Below are 22,626 nucleotides of genomic sequence, written 5' to 3' on the forward strand. Positions count from 1 at the left end.
TGCTGTACGCCACGCACGCCGACACCGCGGTGCTGCCGCCGGTGCGCTCCTACCGCTACTTCCTGGAATGGGTTGCGCAGCAGGACCGTACGGCGTCGCTGGACGCGTGGAAGCACGCGCTGCGCGGGGTCTCCGAGCCCACGCTGCTCACCCGCCCCGACGCGGGCCGGGAGATCACCGCCCTGTCCGGCGAGTACTTCTTCGAGCTGGACGAGACCGCCACCGCGCGCCTGACCGCGCTGGCCGCCGACATCGGCGTCACCCCGAACACCGTGCTCCAGGTCGCCTGGGGTCTGCTGCTCGGGCGCCTCACCGGGCGCGAGGATGTGCTCTTCGGCACCACCGTCTCGGGCCGCCCCGCCCAGCTCGCGGGCGTGGAATCCATGGTGGGCCTGTTCATCAACACCGTGCCGGTGCGGGTCGCCTTCGACCCGTCCGAATCGGCGCGGGCGCTGCTCACCCGCACCCAGGGCGAACAGGCCGACCTGCTCGATCACCACTACATCGGCCTGGCCGACATCCAGTCGGCCGCGCGGATCGGCGGGCTCTTCGACACCCTGGTGGTGTTCGAGTCCTACCCCGTCGACGCCGACGGCATCCGGGCGCAGGCCGCCGACATCGACGGCATGGGCGTCACGAACCTCGAGGCCGCCGACGCCACCCACTACCCGCTGACGCTCATCGCCCAGCTGGACACCCGCCTGCGCATCCGCGCGGGCTACCTGCGGGATCTGTTCGACGAGGCCACCGTGCGCCGGATCGCCGATCGCCTGGTGCGGGTGCTCACCGCCGTCACCGCGAATCCCGAAGCGGCGGTGGGCGATATCGAGCTGCTCGACATCTTCGAGCGCGAGCAGGTCGTCTCGGAGTGGAACGACACCGCCTACGACGTCGACACCGTGCTCGCGGTGCTGACCGGCGGCGGGACCGCCGAGGACGACGCCGAGGGCGGCGTGCGCGCGGCCTCCGGCGACACCGCGGCCACCCTGGTCGCGCTGTTCGAAGCGCAGGCCGAACGGACCCCGGACGCCACCGCCCTCAGCTTCGAGGGGACGAGTCTGTCCTACGGCGAGCTGGCCGCGCGGGTGCACCGCCTGGCGCGCTGGCTCATCGAGCGCGGCGTCGGCGCGGAATCCTTCGTCGCACTGGGCATGCGGCGCTCGCTGGATCTGGTCGTCGGCATGTACGCGGTCTCGGCCGCCGGCGCGGCCTACGTACCGCTGGACCCGGACCATCCGGCCGAGCGCACCGAATACATCCTGGCCACCGCCGATCCGGTGACCGTGCTGACCGCCGGCGAGGACCTGCCGGTGGACACCGCGCAGGTCCGCATCGACCTGCTCGATCTGGCCGGGTACTCGGCCGCGCCGCTCACCGACGCGGATCGCCTCGCGCCGCTGCGGTCGTCGAACACCGCGTACGTCATCTTCACCTCGGGCTCGACCGGCCGCCCCAAGGGCGTCGCTGTGCCGCACGCGGCCATCGTGAACCGCCTGGTGTGGATGCAGTCCGAATACGGGCTCGCCGCCAAGGACGTCGTGCTGCAGAAGACCCCGGCGACCTTCGACGTGTCGGTGTGGGAGTTCTTCTGGCCCCTGCAGATCGGCGCGACGCTGGTCGTCGCCAAGCCGGACGGGCATCGCGATCCGGCGTACCTGGCCGATCTCATCGCGCGCGCGGGCGTGACGGTCACGCACTTCGTGCCGTCCATGCTCGCGGTCTTCGTGGCCGAGCCCGCCGCCGTGCGCTGTGAGACCCTGCGCCTGGTCTTCGCCTCCGGTGAAGCCCTGGCGCCCAAGCCCGCCCAGCGCCTGCGCGAGATCACCGGCGCCGAGCTGCACAACCTGTACGGGCCCACCGAGGCCGCGGTCGACGTCACCTACCACCGGGTCGACGTGGCCGACATCGACACCGTGCCGATCGGCCGCCCGGTGTTCAACACCCAGGTGTACGTGCTGGATTCGCGGCTGCGGCCGGTTCCGGTGGGCGTCGCGGGTGAGCTCTACCTGGCGGGCGATCAGCTCGCCACCGCCTACGTCGCGCGTCCCGACATCACCGCGGATCGCTTCGTGGCCAACCCCTTCGGGTCCGGCGACCGCATGTACCGCACCGGTGACCTGGTCATGTGGAACGGCGGCGGCGAGATCGAGTACCTCGGCCGCACCGACTTCCAGGTGAAGCTGCGCGGTCTGCGCATCGAACTCGGCGAGATCGAATCCGCGCTCACCGCACTGGATTCGGTCGCGCAGTCGGTGGTCGTGGTGCGCGGGGACGTGCACACCGGCGATCAGCTGGTCGCCTACGTCATCGCCGCCGCGGGCCGCACCGTGGACATCGAGGGCGTGCGCGCCGAGCTGACCGATCGCCTGCCGGCGTACATGGTGCCGTCCATCCTCATGGTCCTCGAGGAGTTCCCGCTCAACGCCTCGGGCAAGCTGGATCGCAAGGCGCTGCCCGCGCCGGTGTTCGAGGCGGCGGTCTTCCGCGCCCCGACCACCCCGGTGGAACAGATCGTGGCGGGCATCTTCGAGGAGATCCTCGGCCTCGAACGCGTCGGCCTGGACGACGACTTCTTCGCCCTGGGCGGCAACTCGCTGATCGCCACCCAGGTCGCGGCCCGCCTGTCGGCGGCGCTGGACACCGAACTGGGCGTGCGCGAGATCTTCGAGGCGTCCTCGGTCGCGGCACTGGCCGCGCGCGCCGAGGTGCACTCGGGCTCGGGCCGCAGGCAGGCGCTCGTCGCGCGGGAACGGCCCGAGCGACTGCCGCTCTCGCTCGCGCAGCAGCGCATGTGGTTCCTCAACCGCTTCGACACCGAATCGGCCGTGGAGAACATCCCGGCCGCGGTCCGGCTCTCGGGTCTGGTGGACCGCCAGGCGCTGCAGATCGCGGTCGCCGACGTGCTGGCCCGCCACGAGTCGCTGCGCACCCGCTACCCCGAGATCGACGGCGTCGCGTACCAGGAGATCGTCCCCACCGGGCAGGTCATCCCGGACCTGACCCCGGTCGAGGTGGCCGACGCAGACATCGCGCGCGCCCTCTCGGAGTTCCTGTTGCGCGGCTTCGACGTCACCACCGAGGTGCCGTTCCGGGCCCGCCTGTTCGAGGTCAGCCCGACCGAGCACGTGCTGGCCCTGGTGGTGCACCACATCTCCGCCGACGGCGTGTCCATGGGCCCGCTGACCCGCGACGTCATGACCGCCTACGGCGCTCGTGTCGAGGGCGGCGAACCCGGCTGGGCCCCGCTCGCGGTGCAGTACGCCGATTACGCCCTGTGGCAGCGCGAGGTGCTCGGCGACGAGAGCGACGCGGAATCGGTCATCGCCCAGCAGATCTCGTACTGGGGTGAGACCCTGCGCGGGCTGCCTGAGCAACTGGATCTGCCCTCGGACCGCCCGCGTCCGGCGGTCGCCACCGGCCGCGGCGCGACCCACGTGTTCACCATCGACGCCGAAACCCACGGCAGGCTGGCCGAATTGGCTCGCGCCCGGGGCGCGACGCTGTTCATGGTCGCGCACGCCGCGCTCGCGGCACTGCTCTCGCGCCTGTCCGGGGAAGCCGACATCGCCATCGGCACCCCGGTCGCCGGCCGCGGTGAACGCGCCCTCGACGACCTGATCGGCATGTTCGTCAACACCCTGGTGCTGCGCACCGAGGTGGACGGCGGCGCGGACTTCACCGCGCTGCTGGAGTCGGTGCGCGCCACCGACATCGCCGCCTTCGGGCACGCCGACCTGCCGTTCGAGCGCCTGGTGGAGATCCTCAACCCGGCCCGCGCGCAGAACCGGCACCCGCTGTTCCAGGTCATGCTGGCGTTCCAGAACCACGCCGCGGCCGAGCTGGAGCTGCCGGGCCTGAGCGTCAGCGGCGTCGACCTGCCGCTGGACACCGCCAAGTTCGATCTGCAGCTGGTGCTCACCGAACAGGCGGGCGCACAGGATGTCTCGGGCAACGGCCACGGCTCCGCGCCGTCCGGTCTGACCGCCGAGCTCATCTACGCCACCGATCTGTTCGACGCGGCCACCATGGAGCTGTTCGGACAGCGCTTCGCGCTGCTGCTGCGCTCCATCGCGGACCGGCCCGAACTCGCCATCGGCGACATCGACCTGCTGGCCGAGGCCGAGCGCGGCCGAATCCTGGTGGACTGGAACGAGACCGAGCACGCGCTGCACGACGGGCGCGCCCGCGCGGGCGGCGACGCCTACACCCTCACCTCGGGCTTCGTCGCGCAGGCGGCGCTGACCCCCGACGCGACCGCGGTCGTCTTCGAGGGGACGAGTCTGTCCTACGGCGAGTTCGCCGGCCGCGTGAACACGCTGGCCCGCCGCCTCATCGCGGCCGGGGTCGGACCGGAATCGCTGGTGGCCCTGGGCATTCGCCGCTCGCTGGACCTCGTGGTGGCCATGTACGCGGTGCTCGAGGCCGGTGGCGCGTACGTGCCGCTGGACCCCGACCACCCGGCCGAGCGCATCGGGCACGTGCTCGACACCGCCCAGCCGGTCTGCGTACTGTCCACCAGCCGTGACGATTTCGACGCCGGTGACCGCGCCGTGCTGGAGATCGACGTCGAGGACCTGTCCGGCTACCCGGGCACGCCGATCACGAGCGCGGAGCGCCTCGGACCGGTGCGCGCGTCGAACACCGCGTACGTCATCTTCACCTCGGGCTCGACCGGCCGCCCCAAGGGCGTCGCGATCACGCACGCGGCCATCGACAACCAGATCGAATGGATGCTCGCCGAATACCCGATGGGTGCGGCGGACGTGTACTTCCAGAAGACCGCGACCACCTTCGACGTGTCGCTCTGGGGCTACTTCATGCCGCTGCGCGTGGGCTCCACCCTGGTGGTGGCCACCCACGACGGGCATCGCGATCCCGCCTACATCGCCGAGGTCATCGCCGCGCAGGGCGTGACGGTCACCGACTTCGTGCCGTCCATGCTGACCGTCTTCGCCGCGCACACCCCGGTCGGCTCGCTGCCGACCCTGCGCGACGTCTTCGTCATCGGTGAGGCGCTGCCGCCGGAGACCGCCGCCGCGGTCCGCGAACTCGGCGACATCGCCGTGCACAACCTGTACGGTCCGACCGAGGCCGCGGTCTCGATCACCTACTGGCAGGTGACCGCGAGCGACACCCGGACCGCGCCGATCGGTATCCCGCAGTGGAACAGCCGTGTCTACGTGCTGGATTCGCGCCTGCGGCCCACCCCGGCCGGTGTCGCGGGTGAGCTCTACCTCGCGGGCGATCAGCTGGCGCGCGGCTATGTCCGCCGCCCGGACCTGTCCTCGGATCGCTTCGTGGCCAACCCCTTCGAGCCGGGGCAGCGGATGTACCGCACCGGCGACCTGGTGGTGTGGCGCGAGCCCGCCGGCGAGCCGCAGCGCCTGGAGTACATCGGGCGCACCGACTTCCAGGTGAAGTTCCGCGGTCAGCGCATCGAGCTGGGCGAGATCGAGACCGCGCTGCTGGCCCAGCCCGCGGTCAGCCAGGCCGCGGTGCTGGTGGTGCCGACCCCGACCGGCGATCAGCTCGTGGCCTACACCGTGCCCGCCCCGGGGCACACCATCGAGCCGCGCGAACTGCTCGCGCAGGCCGGGCAGTCGCTGCCGGTGTACATGATTCCGGCCGCCGTGGTGGCGCTGGACGCCTTCCCGCTCAACACCAGCGGCAAGCTGGACCGCAAGGCCCTGCCCGAACCGGTCTTCGAGGCGCGCGAGTTCCGCGCGCCGTCCACGCCGTCCGAATCGGCGGTGGCCGCGGTCTTCGCCGAGGTCCTCGGGCTGGAACAGCCCGTCGGCGCGGACGACGACTTCTTCGAGCTCGGCGGCAACTCGCTCATCGCCACTCAGGTCGTGGCCCGCCTCGGCGCGGCGCTGGACACCCGGGTGCCGGTGCGCGCGCTGTTCGACGCCCCGACCGTCGCGGCCCTGGCCGCCCGGGTCGCGGTGCAGGCGGGTACCGGCGCACGCCGCGAACTCGTGGCACAGCGGCGCCCGGACGAGATCCCGCTGTCCCTCGCGCAGCAGCGCATGTGGTTCCTCAACCGCTTCGACACCGCCTCCGCGGTGAACAACATCCCGCTCGCGGTCCGCCTCACCGGCGACCTCGATGTGGCGGCCCTGCGGGACGCCGTCGGCGATGTGCTCGAACGGCACGAGGTGCTGCGCACCTACTACCCGGAGAACGCCGAAGGCCGTGGCGTGCAGGTGGTTCTGCCCGCCGATCGGGTCACCGTGGACTCCGCGCCGGTCGAGGTGACCGAGTCCGAACTGCCCGATCGGGTCGCCGGACTGGTGCTCACCGGATTCGACGTCACCGTCGCGGCGCCGGTGCGCGCCGGGCTCTTCCGGGTGACCGATGCCGAACAGCCCACGCACGTCCTGGTTTTCGTGGTGCACCACATCTCCGGCGACGGCTGGTCCGTGCGCCCGCTGGCGCGCGACGTCATGCTGGCCTACGCCTCGCGCGCCAACGGCGCTGTGCCGCAGTGGGCTCCGCTGCCGGTGCAGTACGCGGACTTCGCGCTCTGGCAGCGCGAGACGCTCGGCTCCGAGGACGACGCCGAATCGCTGATCTCCCAGCAGGTGGGTTACTGGTCCCGCACGCTGGCGGGGCTGCCCGACCAGATCGACCTGCCCGCGGATCGCCAGCGCCCGGCCGTGGCCTCCAACCGCGGCGGCGTGCACGAGTTCGGCATCGACGCCGAACTCCTCGACGGCCTGAACACTCTGGCCCGCGAACACGGCGCGAGCCTGTTCATGGTCGTGCACGCGGCCTTCGCCGCGGTGCTGGCCCGGCTCTCCGGCGGCGACGACATCGCCATCGGCACCGCGGTCGCCGGCCGCGGCGAGCAGGTGCTCGACGACGCCATCGGCATGTTCGTCAACACCCTGGTGCTGCGCACGCCGGTCGAGGCCGGCGCGAAGTTCACCGAACTGCTGGCCACCACCAAGGACATCGACCTGGCCGCCTTCGGCCACGCCGACCTGCCGTTCGAACGCCTGGTGGAGATCCTCAACCCGGCGCGCTCGCAGGCCAGGCACCCGCTGTTCCAGGTGATGCTGTCCTTCCAGAACACCGGCGCGGCCACCTTCACCCTGCCCGGGCTGGAAGTGGCGGGCGTGCCGCTGGACGTGGTCACCGCCAAGTTCGATCTGCACCTGGAGCTGACCGAACGCGTCGGCGCGGACGGCCGCGGCGCGGGCATGACCGCCGAATTCGCCTACGCCACCGACATGTTCGACGCGAACACCATCGCGGGCTTCGCGGGCAATCTGCTGCGCGTGCTGCACGCGGTGGTCGCCGATCCGGCGGCGCTGGTCGGGGATATCGACATCCTCGACGACCTCGACCGCCGCCGGGTGCTGCGCTCGTGGAACGCCACCGAGTACGACGTCACCCGGGTCGCGCTGGCGGGCCGCAAGTCCGCCGCCGATGTCACCCTGGCCTCGATGTTCGCGACCCAGGCCGCGCAGACCCCGGGCGCGACGGCCCTGGTGTTCGAGGGCGAGTCGCTGACCTACGGCGAGTTCTCCGCCCGCGTCAACCGCCTGGCCCGCTACCTCATCGCGGCGGGCGTCGGCAGCGACTGCCTGGTGGCGCTGGGTATGCGCCGTTCGCTCGACCTGGTGATCGGCATGTACGCCGTCATCGCCGCCGGCGGCGCGTACGTGCCGCTGGATCCGGATCATCCGGAGGAGCGCAACCGCTACGTCCTCGATATCGCCAAGCCGGTATGCGTGCTCACCACCACCCGCGACGGCGTCGAGGCCGGGGTGCGCACCCTGCACATCGACACCCTGGATCTGGCGTCGTTCTCCGACGCGCCGATCACCGACGCCGACCGGGTCGCCCCGCTGCTGGCGGGCAACATCGCGTACGTCATCTTCACCTCGGGTTCGACCGGCCGCCCCAAGGGCGTGGCGGTCAGCCACGAGGCGATCGTCAACCGCCTGGTGTGGATGCAGACCGAATACGGCCTGTTCGACGACGACGTGGTGCTGCAGAAGACGCCCGCCACGTTCGACGTGTCGGTGTGGGAGTTCTTCTGGCCCCTGCAGATCGGCGCGGCGCTGGTCGTCGCCAAGCCCGACGGGCATCGCGATCCGGCGTACCTGGCCGGGCTCATCGTCGACCACGACGTCACCACCGTGCACTTCGTGCCGTCGATGATGTCGGTCTTCGTCGCGGAAGAGCGTGCGGCGGAATGCGTCTCGCTCCGCAACGTCTTCGCCTCCGGTGAAGCCCTGCCCGCGCCCACCGCGCACCGGCTGCTGGAACTGACCGGCGCGCAGCTGCACAACCTGTACGGCCCCACCGAGGCCGCGGTCGACGTCACCTACCACGAGGTCACCCCGGCCGACACGGTCTCCGTGCCGATCGGCCGCCCGGTGTTCAACACCCGTGTCTACGTGCTGGATTCGCGACTGCACCCGGTCGCGCCCGGTGTCGCGGGTGAGCTCTACCTCGCGGGCGCCCAGCTGGCGCGCGGCTACGTCGCGCGCCCGGATCTGACCGCGGATCGCTTCGTGGCCGACCCGTTCCACTCCGGCCGCCGCATGTACCGCACCGGCGACCTCGTCAAGTGGACCGGCGCGGGCGAGCTGGAATACCTGGGCCGCACCGACTTCCAGGTCAAGCTGCGCGGTCTGCGCATCGAACTCGGCGAGATCGAGGCCGCCCTCACCGCGGTGGACTCCATCGCGCAGTCGGTGGTCGTGGTGCGGTCGGACGATCGCCTCGGCGATCAGCTCGTCGGCTACGTGATCCCGGCCGCCGGCCACACCGTCGACACCGACGCCGTGCGCGCCGAACTGCAGGACGCGCTGCCCGGCTACATGGTCCCGGGCGCCTACGTGATCCTGGACGCCTTCCCGCTCAACGCCTCCGGCAAGCTCGATCGCAAGCAGTTGCCCGCACCGGTCTTCGAGACCAAGGTCTTCCGCGCGCCCACCACCCCGATCGAGGAGATCGTGGCGGGAACCTTCGCCGACGTGCTCGGCGTCGGCCGGGTCGGTGTGGACGACGACTTCTTCGAGCTCGGCGGCAACTCGCTCATCGCCACCCAGGTCACCGCCCGCCTCGGCGCGGCCCTGGACATCCACCTGGCGGTGCGCGATCTGTTCGAGGCCTCCACGGTCTCGGCGCTGGCCACCCGGGTCGAGCGGCACGCCGGATCCGGCCGGGCCCGTCCGCGCCTGGTCGCGGGCGAGCGGCCCGATCTGGTGCCGCTGTCCCCGGCGCAGCAGCGCTACTGGTTCCTGAACCAGTTCGACACCAGCACCTCCGCGGTCGACAACATCCCGCTGGCCGTACGCCTCACCGGTGCACTGGATCTCAACGCCCTGGAGCAGGCGCTCGGCGACGTGATCGGGCGCCACGAGGTGCTGCGCACCATCTACCCGCGCACCGCCGACGGCCCGCACCAGGTCATCCTGCCCGCCTCGCAGACCGACCTGATGCTCGTCCCGGAGGCCGTGCGCGAGGGCGACCTGCTCGGCAAGGTCATCGAATTCGCCATGACCACCTTCGACGTCACCGTCGAGGTGCCGCTGGCGGTCAAGCTGTTCCGCATCACCGACAGCGATGTCGAACAGCACGTGCTGACCTTCACCGTGCACCACGTCTCGGCCGACGGCTCCTCCATGGGCCCGATGTCGCGCGACGTGATGGCCGCCTACGTGGCCCGCGCCAACGGCGAGGTGCCGCAGTGGGCGCCGCTGCCGGTGCAGTACGCGGACTACGCGCTGTGGCAGCGCGCGGTGCTGGGTTCGGAAGAGGACCCGGAATCGCTTGCCGCACAGCAGGTCGCGTACTGGACCCGGGCGCTGGCCGGACTGCCGGACCAGCTGGAGCTGCCGACCGACCGCCCGCATCCGCCGGCCCAGTCGTTCGTCGGCAAGGCGCTGCGCTTCGACATCGACGCCGAGCGCCACGCCGGGCTGCACGAGCTGGCGCGCGCCAACAACGCCTCGCTGTTCATGGTCGTGCACGCCGCCCTCGCGGTGCTGCTGGCCCGGCTCTCGGGCACCGACGACATCGCGGTCGGCACCCCGATCGCCGGTCGCGGTGAACGTGAACTCGACGACCTCATCGGCATGTTCGTGAACACCCTGGTGTTCCGCACGCGGGTCGATTCGTCGGCGACCTTCGCCGGCATGCTGGCCGAGGTGCGCGAGCGCGACCTCGAGGCGTTCGCCAACGCGGACGTGCCGTTCGAGCGCCTGGTCGAGGTGCTCAACCCGGTGCGCTCCACCGCGCGCAATCCGCTGTTCCAGGTGGGCCTGTCCTTCCAGAACCTGGCCGAGAGCGCCTTCGAACTGCCGGGCCTGCACGTGGCCGCGGTGCAGTTCGAATCGCAGCTGGCCAAGACCGGCCTGCACGTGACGCTCTACGACCGGTACACCGACAGCGGCGCGCCGGCCGAGATCCTCACCGAATTCGGTTACGCCACCGACATTTTCGACGAGAGCACGATCCGCGCCTTCGCCGATCGCTTCATCCGCATCCTGGACGCGGTGCTGGCGAACGCCGACGTCACCGTCGGCGAGATCGACCTGCTCGGCGCCGAGGACAGCGTGCGCATCCTCGAGCGGTGGAACGACACCGCGCGGGATCTGAACCCGGTGTTCCCGGGCGCGGAGACCGCCACGCTGGTCTCGCTGCTGGACGCGGCCGTCGCCGCCGACCGCAAGGCGGTGGCCCTGGTGGCCGACACGGCCGAGGGCGTGGCGGAGAACATCACCTACGCCGAGCTCGACGCCCGGGTGAACCGCCTGGCCCGCGAGCTCATCGCGCGCGGCATCGGCGCGGAAGACCGGGTGGCCCTTGCCATCCGGCGCTCGGCCGATCTGGTCACGGCGATGTACGCGGTGGCCAAGGCCGGTGCGGCGTACGTGCCGATCGATCCCGATCAGCCCGCCGAGCGAACCAACTACATCCTCGAAACCGCCGCGCCCGCCTGTGTCCTGACCACCGGCCGGGACGCGTACGAGATCACCGGTGAGGGTGCGGAATCCCTCGCCGGCCTCGCGGTGCTGCGGATCGACGAGCTCGACCTGTCCGAGCACTCGGACTCCCCGATCACCGCCGCCGAACGGGTGCGCGAGCTGACCGCGGCGAACACCGCCTACGTCATCTTCACCTCCGGTTCCACCGGCCGCCCCAAGGGCGTGGCCCTGCCGCACGGCGCCGTGGTGAACCAGTTGCTGTGGAAGAGTTCGGAATTCGGGCTCGACGCGGCCGACGCGGTGCTGCTCAAGACCGCCGCCACCTTCGACCTCTCGGTCTGGGAGTTCTGGTCGGCGGTGGCCTGCGGCGGCCGCCTGGTCATCGCGCTGCCCGACGGGCACAAGGATCCGGCGTACCTCAACGAGCTCATGGCGCGCGAATGGGTCACCACCCTGCACGTGGTGCCGTCCATGCTCGACGCCCTGGTCACCGACGGCCTGCCGGATTCGCTGTGGCGCATCCTGGCCATCGGCGAGGCACTGCCCGGGCCGCTGGCGCAGCGCGTGCTGCGCGAGAGCCCGCGCACCGAGCTGTTCAACCTCTATGGTCCGACCGAGGCCGCGGTCTCGATCACGAACCACCGGGTGAGCGCCGCGGACGCGGTGTCGGTCTCCATCGGCGCGCCCGAGGCGAACAGCCGGGTATACGTGCTGGACGCGCGTCTGCGCCCGGTGCCGGTGGGTGTGTCGGGTGAGTTGTACCTGTCGGGTGCGCAGTTGGCGCGCGGGTACTTCGGGCGGGCGGATCTGACCTCGGATCGCTTCGTGGCCAACCCGTTCGAGCCCGGACAGCGGATGTACCGCACCGGTGATCTGGTGGCGTGGAACGCGAACGGTGAGCTGGATTACCGGGGCCGCACGGACTTCCAGGTGAAGATCCGTGGTTTCCGCATCGAGCTCGGCGATATCGAGTCCGCGCTGCTGCGGCAGGAGCAGGTCGTCTCGGCCGCCGTTGTCGCACACCAGGATCCGGTGCTCGGCGACCGCCTGGTCGCCTACGTGGTCGGTGCTACGGGCACGATCGACAAGCAGGCGCTGCAGTCGGCGCTGCTGGCCGAACTGCCGTCGTACATGGTGCCGGCGGTCTTCATGCCGCTGGAGGCGTTGCCGCTCAACGCCAACGGCAAGCTCGACCGCAAGGCTTTGCCGGAGCCCACCTTCGAGAAGGCGGTCTTCCGGGCCCCGGTCACCCCGATCGAGCAGATCGTGGCCGGCGTGTTCACCGACGTGCTGCACCTGGAGAACGGCCGCCTGGGCCTGGACGACGACTTCTTCGCGTGGGGCGGCAACTCGCTGCTCGCCACCCAGGTCGCCGCCCGCCTCGGCGAGGCGCTGAACACCCGGGTGCCGGTGCGCCTGATGTTCGAGGCGTCCACCGTGGCCGCGCTCGCGGCCCGGGTGGAACACGACGCCGGGGCCGGTGGCCGCAAGGCCCTGGCCGCCGGACCGCGTCCGGACCACATCCCGCTCTCGCTCGCGCAGCAGCGCATGTGGTTCCTCAACCGCTTCGACAACCAGTCCGCGGCCTACAACGTGCCGGTCGCGGTGCGCCTGACCGGTGACCTGAACGTGGACGCGCTGCGCGCGGCCATCGCCGATGTCGTTGCCCGCCACGAGATCCTGCGCACGGTGTACCCGCAGACCGAGAACGGGCCGGTGCAGGTCATCCTGCCCGCGGCACAGGCCGTGCCCGAACTCGAGGTGCGCACCGTGACCGGCGCCGACGCGCCCGCCGCGGTGCTGGCGCTGACCTCGACCATCTTCGACGTCACCACCGAGGTGCCGCTGAAGGTCGCGCTGTTCCGGATCGAGGACACCGCCGGGACCCAGGTTCCGGAATACGTACTCGCGCTGGTGATTCACCACATCTCCGGTGACGGCTCCTCGGTCGGCCCGCTGACCCGCGACCTGATGACCGCCTACGCCACCCGCGCCATGGGTGAGACGCCGGGCTGGTCGCCGCTCGCGGTGCAGTACGCCGACTACTCCATCTGGCAGCGCGAACTGCTCGGTGACGAGAGCGATCCGGAATCGCTGGCCACCAAGCAGGTCAGCTACTGGCGCAACGCGCTGGCCGAGCTGCCGGACCAGCTGGATCTGCCCGCCGATCGCCCGCGACCGGCCGTGCAGTCCTTCACCGGCGGCCGCGTCGGCTGGAGCATCGACGCCGAAACCCACCGCGCGCTCATCGATCTGGCGCGCGCCGAGGGCGCGACGCTGTTCATGGTCGTGCACACCGCGCTCGCGGTGCTGCTGGCCCGCCTGTCCGGCACCGACGACATCGCCATCGGCACCCCGATGGCCGGTCGCGGCGAGGCCGCGCTGGACGACATGATCGGCATGTTCGTCAACACCCTGGTGTTCCGCACCCGGGTCGACGCCGGCGAACCCTTCGCCGGACTGCTCGCCCGCCAGCGCGAGACCGACATCCAGGCGTTCGCGAACGCCGACGTGCCGTTCGAGCGCCTGGTCGAGGTGCTCAACCCGGTGCGCTCCACCGCCAGGCACCCGCTGTTCCAGGTCGGCCTGTCCTTCCAGAACCTGGCCCAGTCCAGCCTGGAACTGCCCGGCCTGACCGTGTCCGGGCTCGATATCGACACCGACATCTCGCAGTTCGACCTGCACCTCATCGCCACCGACCGGTACGCGGACGGCGGCGCGGCGGCGGGGATCACCGGCTTCTTCACCTACGCCACCGATCTGTTCGATCGCGAGACCGTGCAGGGCTTCGTGGACCGGTTCACCCGGCTCATCGGCGAGATCATCGCCGCACCGCGCATCCCGGTCGGCGACATCGAACTCCTCGCCGCGGACGAGCGCGCCGAACTGCTCGGCGGCCGCAACGCCACCGCGCACCGCACCGACCGCTCCGCGACGCTGGCCTCGATGCTCGACGCCACCGTGGCCGCCATCCCCACCGCCGTCGCCCTGATAGGGCCCGACGGCGCGGTGCTCACCTACGCCGAACTCGGCCGCCGGGTCAATCGCCTTGCCCGGCACCTGATCTCGATGGGCGTGGGCCCGGAGGCCCGGGTCGCGCTGGCGCTGCGGCGTTCGGTCGATCTGGTCGTGGCCATGTACGCGGTCTCGGCCGCGGGCGGCGCCTACGTGCCGGTCGATCCCGACCAGCCCGCCGAGCGCACCGACTACATCCTCGAGACCGCGGCGCCGGTGTGCGTGCTCACCAACGCCGAGGCGCGTTTCACCACCGAGGCCGCACCGCTGGTGCGCCTGGATCAGCTGTCGCTGGATCCCTTCGCGGGCGCGGCGATCGGCGACCACGAGCGGATCACACCGCTGAGCCCGGCCAACACCGCGTACGTGATCTTCACGTCCGGCTCGACCGGCCGCCCCAAGGGCGTGGCGCTGCCGCACGCCGCGATCGTCAACCAGTTGCACTGGAAGACCGCGGAATTCGGCCTGGGCGCCGACGACGCGGTGCTGCTCAAGACCGCCGCCACCTTCGACCTCTCGGTCTGGGAATTCTGGTCCGCGGCGGTCTCGGGCGGTCGGCTCGTCATCGCGGCGCCCGATGGTCACCGCGACCCGGTGTACCTGGCCGAGCTCATGGACCGCGAGCAGATCACCACCCTGCACGTGGTGCCGTCCATGCTCGACGCGCTGATCACCGCCGCCGACAACGGTGGCGCGCTGACGAATTCGCTGCGCCGCGTGCTGGCGATCGGTGAAGCCCTGCCCGCCTCGGTGGCGCAACGGTTCCGCGCCGCCAACCCGGCGGCCCAGCTGTTCAACCTCTACGGCCCGACCGAGGCGGCGGTGTCCATCACCAGCCACCTGGTCACCGACGCCGATCGCGGCTCGGTCTCCATCGGCCTGCCGGAGTGGAACAGCGAGGTCTACGTCCTGGACGCGCGCCTGCGCCCGGTTCCGGCCGGGGTCGAGGGCGAGCTGTACCTGGCCGGCGCGCAGCTGGCGCGCGGGTACTTCGGGCGACCCGATCTGACCTCGGATCGCTTCGTGGCCAACCCCTTCGGGGACGGCGAGCGCATGTACCGCACCGGCGACCTGGTCGCCTGGGCGGGCAACGGCGAGCTGGAATACCGGGGCCGCACCGACTTCCAGGTGAAGATCCGCGGTTTCCGCATCGAGCTCGGCGAGATCGAGTCCGCGCTGCTGGACCTGCCGGAGATCGCGCAGGTCGCGGTGCTGGCCAAGTCCGATCAGCGCACCGGCGACCGCCTGGTCGCCTACCTCGTGCCCGCCGATCGGGACGCGGGAACCGATGTCGCACGGGTGAAGTCGGTGCTCGCGGCCGCGCTGCCGTCGTACATGGTGCCCTCGGCCTTCGTGGTCCTTCCTGCCCTGCCGCTCAACGTGAACGGCAAGCTGGACCGCAAGGCCCTGCCCGAGCCCGAGTTCGAGACCACCGCCTTCCGGGCGCCCGCCACCCCGATCGAGGAGATCGTGGCCGGGGTGTTCACCGAGGTACTCGGCACCGAGCACGTCGGCGCGGACGACGACTTCTTCGCCCTCGGCGGTAACTCGCTGCTGGCGACGCAGGTCGCGGCCCGCCTCGGCGCGGCCCTGGACACGCGGGTGCCGGTGCGCACCCTGTTCGAGGCCTCGACCGTGTCCGGGCTGGCCGCCAAGGTCGAGCTGTACGCCGGGGCGGGCAACCGGCAGGCGCTGACCGCGCAGCCGCGCCCGGCCGCCGTGCCGCTCTCGCTCGCGCAGCAGCGCATGTGGTTCCTGAACCAGTTCGACACCGCGTCGGCGGCCTACAACATCCCCGTCGCGGTGCGCCTCACCGGCGAGCTCGACGTGGACGCGCTGCAGCAGGCCGTCGCCGACGTGATCGCCCGCCACGAGACCCTGCGCACGGTGTACCCGCAGGTCGACGGCGCGGCCACGCAGGTGATCGTGCCTGCCGCCCAGGTGATCCCGGATCTGACGCCGGTCGTGGTGGATCCCGCCGAGGTGCGCGATCGCATCGCCGAGATCATCTCCACCGGTTTCGACGTGACCGTCGCCGCGCCCGTGCGCGCCCGGCTGTTCCGCGTCGAGACCCCGTCCGCGCCGGTCGAGGAACCGCGCGGCCATGAGGCGGCCGTGCTGGACGCGGCCGACGCCTTCGAGATGGCGACCCTGCGCGCGGTCGGCGAACAGGCCGCCGCGGCGGTGCTGGGCGCGCGCAGCCGGGTGCCCGAGCGGCCCCCGGTCGAGCACGTGCTCGTCATCGTGGCGCATCACATCAGCGCGGACGGCTGGTCCATGGGCCCGCTGACCCGCGACGTGATGATCGCCTACGCGGCGCGCGCGGCCGGTGTCACGCCGGGCTGGGCGCCGCTGCCGGTGCAGTACGCCGACTACTCGCTGTGGCAGCGCCAGGTGCTCGGCTCGGAACAGGACGCGGACAGCCTCATCTCGGCCCAGGCCGAGTACTGGCGGACCGCGCTGGCCGGACTCCCCGACGAGCTGAACCTGCCGTCGGATCGGCCGCGCCCCACCGCGCAGTCCTTCCACGGCGGCAAGGTGCGGTTCCCGATCGGCACCGCCCTGCACCGCGGGCTGCAGCGCATCGCCCGCGAGCAGAACGCGACCATGTTCATGGTGGTGCACACCGCGCTCGCGGTGTTCCTGGCCCGGTTGTCCGGGACCGAGGACATCGCCATCGGCACCCCGATCGCGGGCCGCGGCGAGGCCGAACTCGACGATGTGATCGGCATGTTCGTCAACACCCTGGTGCTGCGCACCGCGGTGGACGCGGACCTGACCTTCGGTCAGCTCGTGTCGCGCGCCAAGGACGCCGACCTGGCCGCCTTCGCGCACGCGGACATTCCGTTCGAACGTCTCGTGGAGATCATCAACCCGGAGCGCTCGACCGCGCGGCACCCGCTGTTCCAGGTGGTGCTCTCGTTCGAGAACCTGCCCGACAGCACCTTCGAGCTGCCCGGACTGCGGGTCGCCGCCGTCGATTTCGAGAACGACACCGCGAAATTCGATCTGTCGCTGACCATCGCCGAGGCCGGGCCGGACACGGGCATGTACGCCGAATTCGCGTACGCCCGTGACCTGTTCGACGAGAGCACGGTCGAGAAGTTCGCGCAGCGCTTCACCAGGCTGCTCGAGCAGATCACCGCGCAGTCGCAGACCCCGGTCGGGGATCTGGGTCTGCTGGCCGCCGCCGAGCGGACCGAACTGCTCACCCGCACCGGCGCGCCCGCGCTCGCGCCGGCGACCCTGCCGGAGATCATGGCCGCCGCCGTGGCGGCCAATCCGGTCGGCGAGGCCGTGGTCTTCGACGGCATGGTGCTGGGCTACTCCGAGCTGGACGCGGCGTCCTCGCGACTTGCTCGCATGCTCATCGAGCGCGGCGCCGGACCGGATGTGCGCGTGGCCGTTGCCATTCCGCGCTCGTTCGAATCGGTGCTCGCGGTCTGGGCCGTGGCCAAGTCCGGCGCGGCCTTCGTGCCGGTCGACCCCGCCTACCCGGCCGACCGCATCGCGCACATGGTCTCGGACTCCGGCGCGGTGCTGGGCCTGACCGTCAACGCCGAGATCGACGCGCTGCCGCCGGTCGCGAGCCTGGCCGGCTGGATCGCGCTCGACGACGCGCTGACCATCGCCGAGATCGAATCGCATTCGCCCGCCGCGGTATCGGACGCCGAACGGTGGTCCGCCATCCGCCCGGCGACCGCGGCGTACGTCATCTACACCTCGGGGTCGACCGGCCTGCCCAAGGGCGTCGTCGTCACCCACGCGGGTCTGGCGAACTTCAGCCGCGAGCAGGTCGAGCGCTACCGCCTCGACAGCTCCTCGCGCGCACTGCATTTCGCCTCGCCGTCGTTCGACGCCTCGATTCTCGAGCTGCTGCTGGCGCTCGGTGCGGGCGGCACGCTGGTCGTGGTGCCCCCGGGCACCTACGGCGGTGACGAACTGGGCGAGCTGATCTCCGGCGAGCGGGTGACCGTCGGCCTCATCACGCCGTCCGTGCTGGCCTCCCTCGAGCCGGCGCAGCTGGCGAGCATGGAGGTCATCATCGCCGGTGGTGAGGCGGTGTCCGCGGATCTGGTGGCCAAGTGGTCGGTGAACCCTGCGGGCCCCCGCCGCTTCCACAACGCGTACGGCCCCACCGAGGCCACGATCGCCACCAACATCTCCGGTGCGCTCGCGCCCGGCGACACCGTCGTCATCGGCGGACCGGTGCGCGGTATGCGGGTCATGGTGCTGGACTCGCGCCTGCACCCGGTGCCCGAGGGCGTCTCCGGCGAGTTGTACGTCGCCGGACCGCAATTGGCGCGCGGCTATCACGCCCGTCCGGGACTGACCGCCGAGCGTTTCGTGGCCGACCCGTACGGCGAACCCGGCGAGCGGCTCTACCGCACCGGTGACGTGGTGCGCTGGCAGCGCGACGCCGCGGGCGACCTCGTCGTGGAGTACGTGGGCCGCAACGACTTCCAGGTCAAGGTGCGCGGCTTCCGCATCGAGCTGGGCGAGATCGACGCGGCGCTGGCCGCGCACGAGAACGTGGACTTCGCGGTCACCGTCGGCCACAAGACCGAGGTGGGCACCACGATCCTGGCGGCCTACGTGCTGCCGGTCGCCGGCGCCGTCATCGACATCGCGGCGCTCACCGAGCACGCCGCGGCGCGACTGCCCGAGTACATGGTGCCGACCGCGATCACAGTGCTGGATCGGATCCCGCTCACCCCGGCGGGCAAGCTGGACCGGCGCGCGCTCCCGGCGCCGGTGCTGGCGCCGCGCGAATTCCGCGCTCCCGTCAGCGATGTCGAGTCCGTGATCGCCGAGGTCTTCGCCGAGGTGCTGGGCGTGGACCAGGTCGGCGTGGACGATTCGTTCTTCGCGCTCGGCGGCGACTCGATCCTGTCCATCCAGCTGGTCTCGCGGGCCAAGGCGCGCGGGATCCTGTTCAGCCCGCGCGAGGTCTTCGAGAAGCGCAGCGTCGCCGGACTGGCCGAGATCGCCGTACTCGGCGGCGACGGCAAGACCGAACGCCTGGCGGAACTGCCCGGCGGCGGGGTCGGCGACGTCCCGCTGACGCCGATCATGACCGCGATTCTGTCGAGTGGCTCTGCGTACCAGCGCTTCTCGCAGTCCATGGCGCTGCGGCTGCCGGACGGCATCGACCGGGCGACCCTGGTCGGCACCCTGGCCGCGGTCTTCGACCACCACGACATGCTGCGCTCGCGCCTGCGTGGAAACGCGGTGGACGGCTGGGAATTCGAGGCGCTCGAGCGCGGCGGCGTGAACGTGGACGCCCTGGTGCATCGCGTCGAACTCGCCGCCGACATCTCCGACGAGGAGCTGTCGCGGGTCGCGAGCGCCGAACTCGACGGCGCGCTGGGCCGGCTCGACCCCGCGAACGCCTCGATGATGCGGTTCGTGTGGTTCGCCTTCGGCGGCGGCCGGGCCGATGTGCTGCTGATCGCCGCGCACCACTTCGTGGTGGACGGCGTCTCCTGGCGCATCCTGATTCCGGACTTCGCGGTGGCGTGGTCGCAGCTGGCCTTCGGGCAGCCGATCGCGCTCCCGGCCAACGGCACCTCCATGCGCCGCTGGGCGCACGCGCTGCTCGACGCGGCCGTCGCGCCGGAACGCGTTGCGGAACTGCCGTTCTGGCAGGGCGTGGTCGAGACCGTCGACCCGCCGCTGGGCGCGCGCGCCTTCGATCCGGCGGTGGACACCTTCGCCACGGTCGACCGCGTCGAGGTCACCGTGCCCGCGGCGGTCACCGACGCGGTGCTCACCTCGATCCCGGGTCGCTTCCGCGGCGGCGTGAACGACGGTCTGCTCTCGGCGCTGGCCATGGCGGTCGCGCGCTGGCGGGCGGACGGCACGGCCGCGGCGCTGATCAAGCTCGAGGGTCACGGGCGTGAGGAAGAGGTCGTTCCGGGCTCGGATCTCTCGCGCACGGTCGGCTGGTTCACCAGCGCCTACCCTGTGCGCCTGGATCTGGCCGGTGCGGATCTCGACGACGCCTTCGCCGGCGGGCGAGCCCTGGGCGACATCGTCAAGTCGGTCAAGGAGCAGTTGCTCGCGGTGCCGGACAAGGGCGTCGGCTTCGGCCTGCTGCGCTACCTGAACGCCGAGACCGCGCCGCGGCTGCGCAGCGTCGGGCAGATCAGCTTCAACTACCTGGGCCGTGTGTCCAGTGGTGAAGTGCCCGAACAGCTCGCGCAGCTGGGCTGGGCGCCGTCCGGGGATCTCGGGCAGCTGGACGCGGACATGGATCTCGACATGCCCGCCAACGCCACCCTCGACATCAACGCGATCGTCACCGACGGCGAGGACGGACCGCAGCTGGGCGCGGCCTTCTCCTTCCCGACCGGGCTGCTGAGCCGCGAACGGGTCGAGGAGTTCGCCGAGCTGTTCGTGGCGGCGCTGACCGCGCTGGCCGAACACGTGAAATCGCCGGACGCGGGCGGATACACGCCGTCGGACATGGCGCTGGTCCGGGTTACCCAGGGCGATATCGCCGGCTGGGAGCGTACCTACCCCGCGCTGAACGACGTGTGGCCGCTCTCGCCGCTGCAGTCGGGTCTGCTGTTCCAGGCCATGCTCGCGCAGAGCCGCGGCGTGCTGGACGTCTACACCATGCAGGCCATGCTCGATCTGAACGGCGCCGTCGACACCGAGCGGCTGCGCGCGGCCGCGCAGGGCATCGTCGATCGGTACCCGAGCCTGCGGACCGCGTTCGTCACCGACGCCGACGGTCAGGCGCATCAGGTCGCGCTGGAACGCGCGGTCGCACCGTGGTTCGAGGTCGATCTCACCGATCTGCCCGAGGCCGAACGCATTCCGCGGGTCAAGGAACTGATGGCGGCGGACCGGGCGAACCACTTCGACCTGTCCGCACCGCCGCTCATGCGATTCACGCTGTACCGCACCGGAACCGAGGCGTGGCACCTGGCCATCACCACCCACCACATCCTGGTGGACGGCTGGTCCATGCCGTTGCTCATGCGCGATCTGCTCATGCTGTACGCGGTGCGCGGCGACATCTCGGCGCTGCCGCGCGTGGTGTCCTACCGGAACTACCTGGCCTGGCTGGCCGGGCGGGATCGGCAGGAATCGTTGCGGGCGTGGACCCGTGCGCTGGCGGGGGTCTCCGAGCCCACCCAGCTCGCGCCCGCGGGCAAGGCCGACGAGCAGTACGAGATCGGGCGGCACGTGCTCGACATCGACGCCGAACGCACGCGTCAGCTCGCCAAGCGCGCCGGTGAACTCAGCGTCACGGTGAACACGCTGGTGCAGACCGCGTGGGCCATCCTGGTGGGCAGGCTCACCGGCCGCGGCGACGTCGTGTTCGGCGCCACCGTGTCGGGCCGCCCCGCCGAGCTGCCGGGCGTGGAGTCCATCGTCGGTCTGTTCATCAACACGGTGCCCGTGCGCATCCGCGTCGACGACCGGCTCTCCATCGAGGGCCTGCTCGAGCGGGTGCAGCGCGAACAGGCCGACCTGCTCGAACACCACCACATCGGCCTCACCGACATCCAGCGGCTGGCCGGGGCCGGAGCGGAGTTCGACACCCTCGTGGTGTTCGAGTCCTACCCGGTGGACAAGGACGCCATCGCCGCGGCCAGCTCCATCGACGGCATGACGGTGGCCGGTGTCGGCATGAACGACGACACCCACTACCCGATGACCCTGGCCGTCATGGCGGGCGAGTCCATCGAGATCGTGATGCGCTATCTGGATTCGCGATTCAGCGCCGACGAGGTCGCGATCCTCGCCGCGCGCCTGAACCGGGTGCTGGACGCGCTGCTGGGCGATCCCACCGCCCTGGTCGGCGGCATCGACATCCTCGATGCCGGCGAGCGGGCGCGGATCCTGGCCGACAGCGCGGTCACCACGGGCGATTCGGCCGTGGAGCCGGCGCGCGTGGGCGCGCGCACGGTGGCCAACGTGCTGGCCGAGGTGGTCGAGGAGGATCCGCAGGCGCCCGCGCTGCTCGCGGGTGGTCAGGAGCTGGCCTACCACGTGCTGGACCGGCGTTCGTCGCAGCTCGCGCGGTTGCTCATCGACCGCGGCGCGGGTCCCGGCGACATCGTCGCGGTCGCCCTGCCGCGTTCGGTCGACGCCGTGGTCGCGGTCTGGGCCATCCAGAAGGCCGGTGCGGCAACGCTGTTCGCCGACGGACTGTCCTTCGGCGACATCCTCGCCGCCGGAGCCAGCTTCGGCATCGCCCAGGATCCGGCCGCCAGCTCCATCCGCTGGCTGGTCCCCGCCGATCCCAAGGTGCAGTCGGATCTGGCGGCCCGCCCCGCCCACCCGGTCACCTACACCGACCGGATCCGCCCGCTGAGCGAGTCCGACCCGGCGTTCGTCCACCGGGCCGCCGACAACACCTGGGCCACCCTCACCCAGGCCGAGTCCCTCGACCGCGCGGCGACCCTGCGCGCCGAGCACGACATCGACTACGAGTCGACGACGTACACGACCGCGACCGCGGGCCCCGCCGCGATAGCCGAGTTCCTCGCCGTCTCGACCGCGGGCGCGCTCTCGGTCCTGCCGACCGGCGACCTCGCCGCCGATCTGGAAGAGGGCGAGGTGACCCACTGGTTCACCCGCCCCGGCGATCCGGTGGCGGAAGCGGGCGAGGAGATCCGGACGATCGACACCCCGTGATCGGAGC

General features: G+C 71.4%; 1 protein-coding gene (cut by a window edge). It reads left to right on the plus strand.

The features are described 5' to 3' along the window. Nucleotides 1–22,619 carry the 3' portion of a non-ribosomal peptide synthase/polyketide synthase gene (locus ACWIGI_RS08480; protein ID WP_454201697.1) on the plus strand. It extends 21,481 nt beyond the left edge of the window, so only the last 22,619 of its 44,100 coding nucleotides appear in the window; its start codon lies beyond the left edge, outside the window; it ends in the stop codon at nt 22,617–22,619. Nucleotides 22,620–22,626: the final 7 nt, after the last annotated feature.

The organism is Nocardia sp. NPDC055321, from assembly GCF_053645575.1.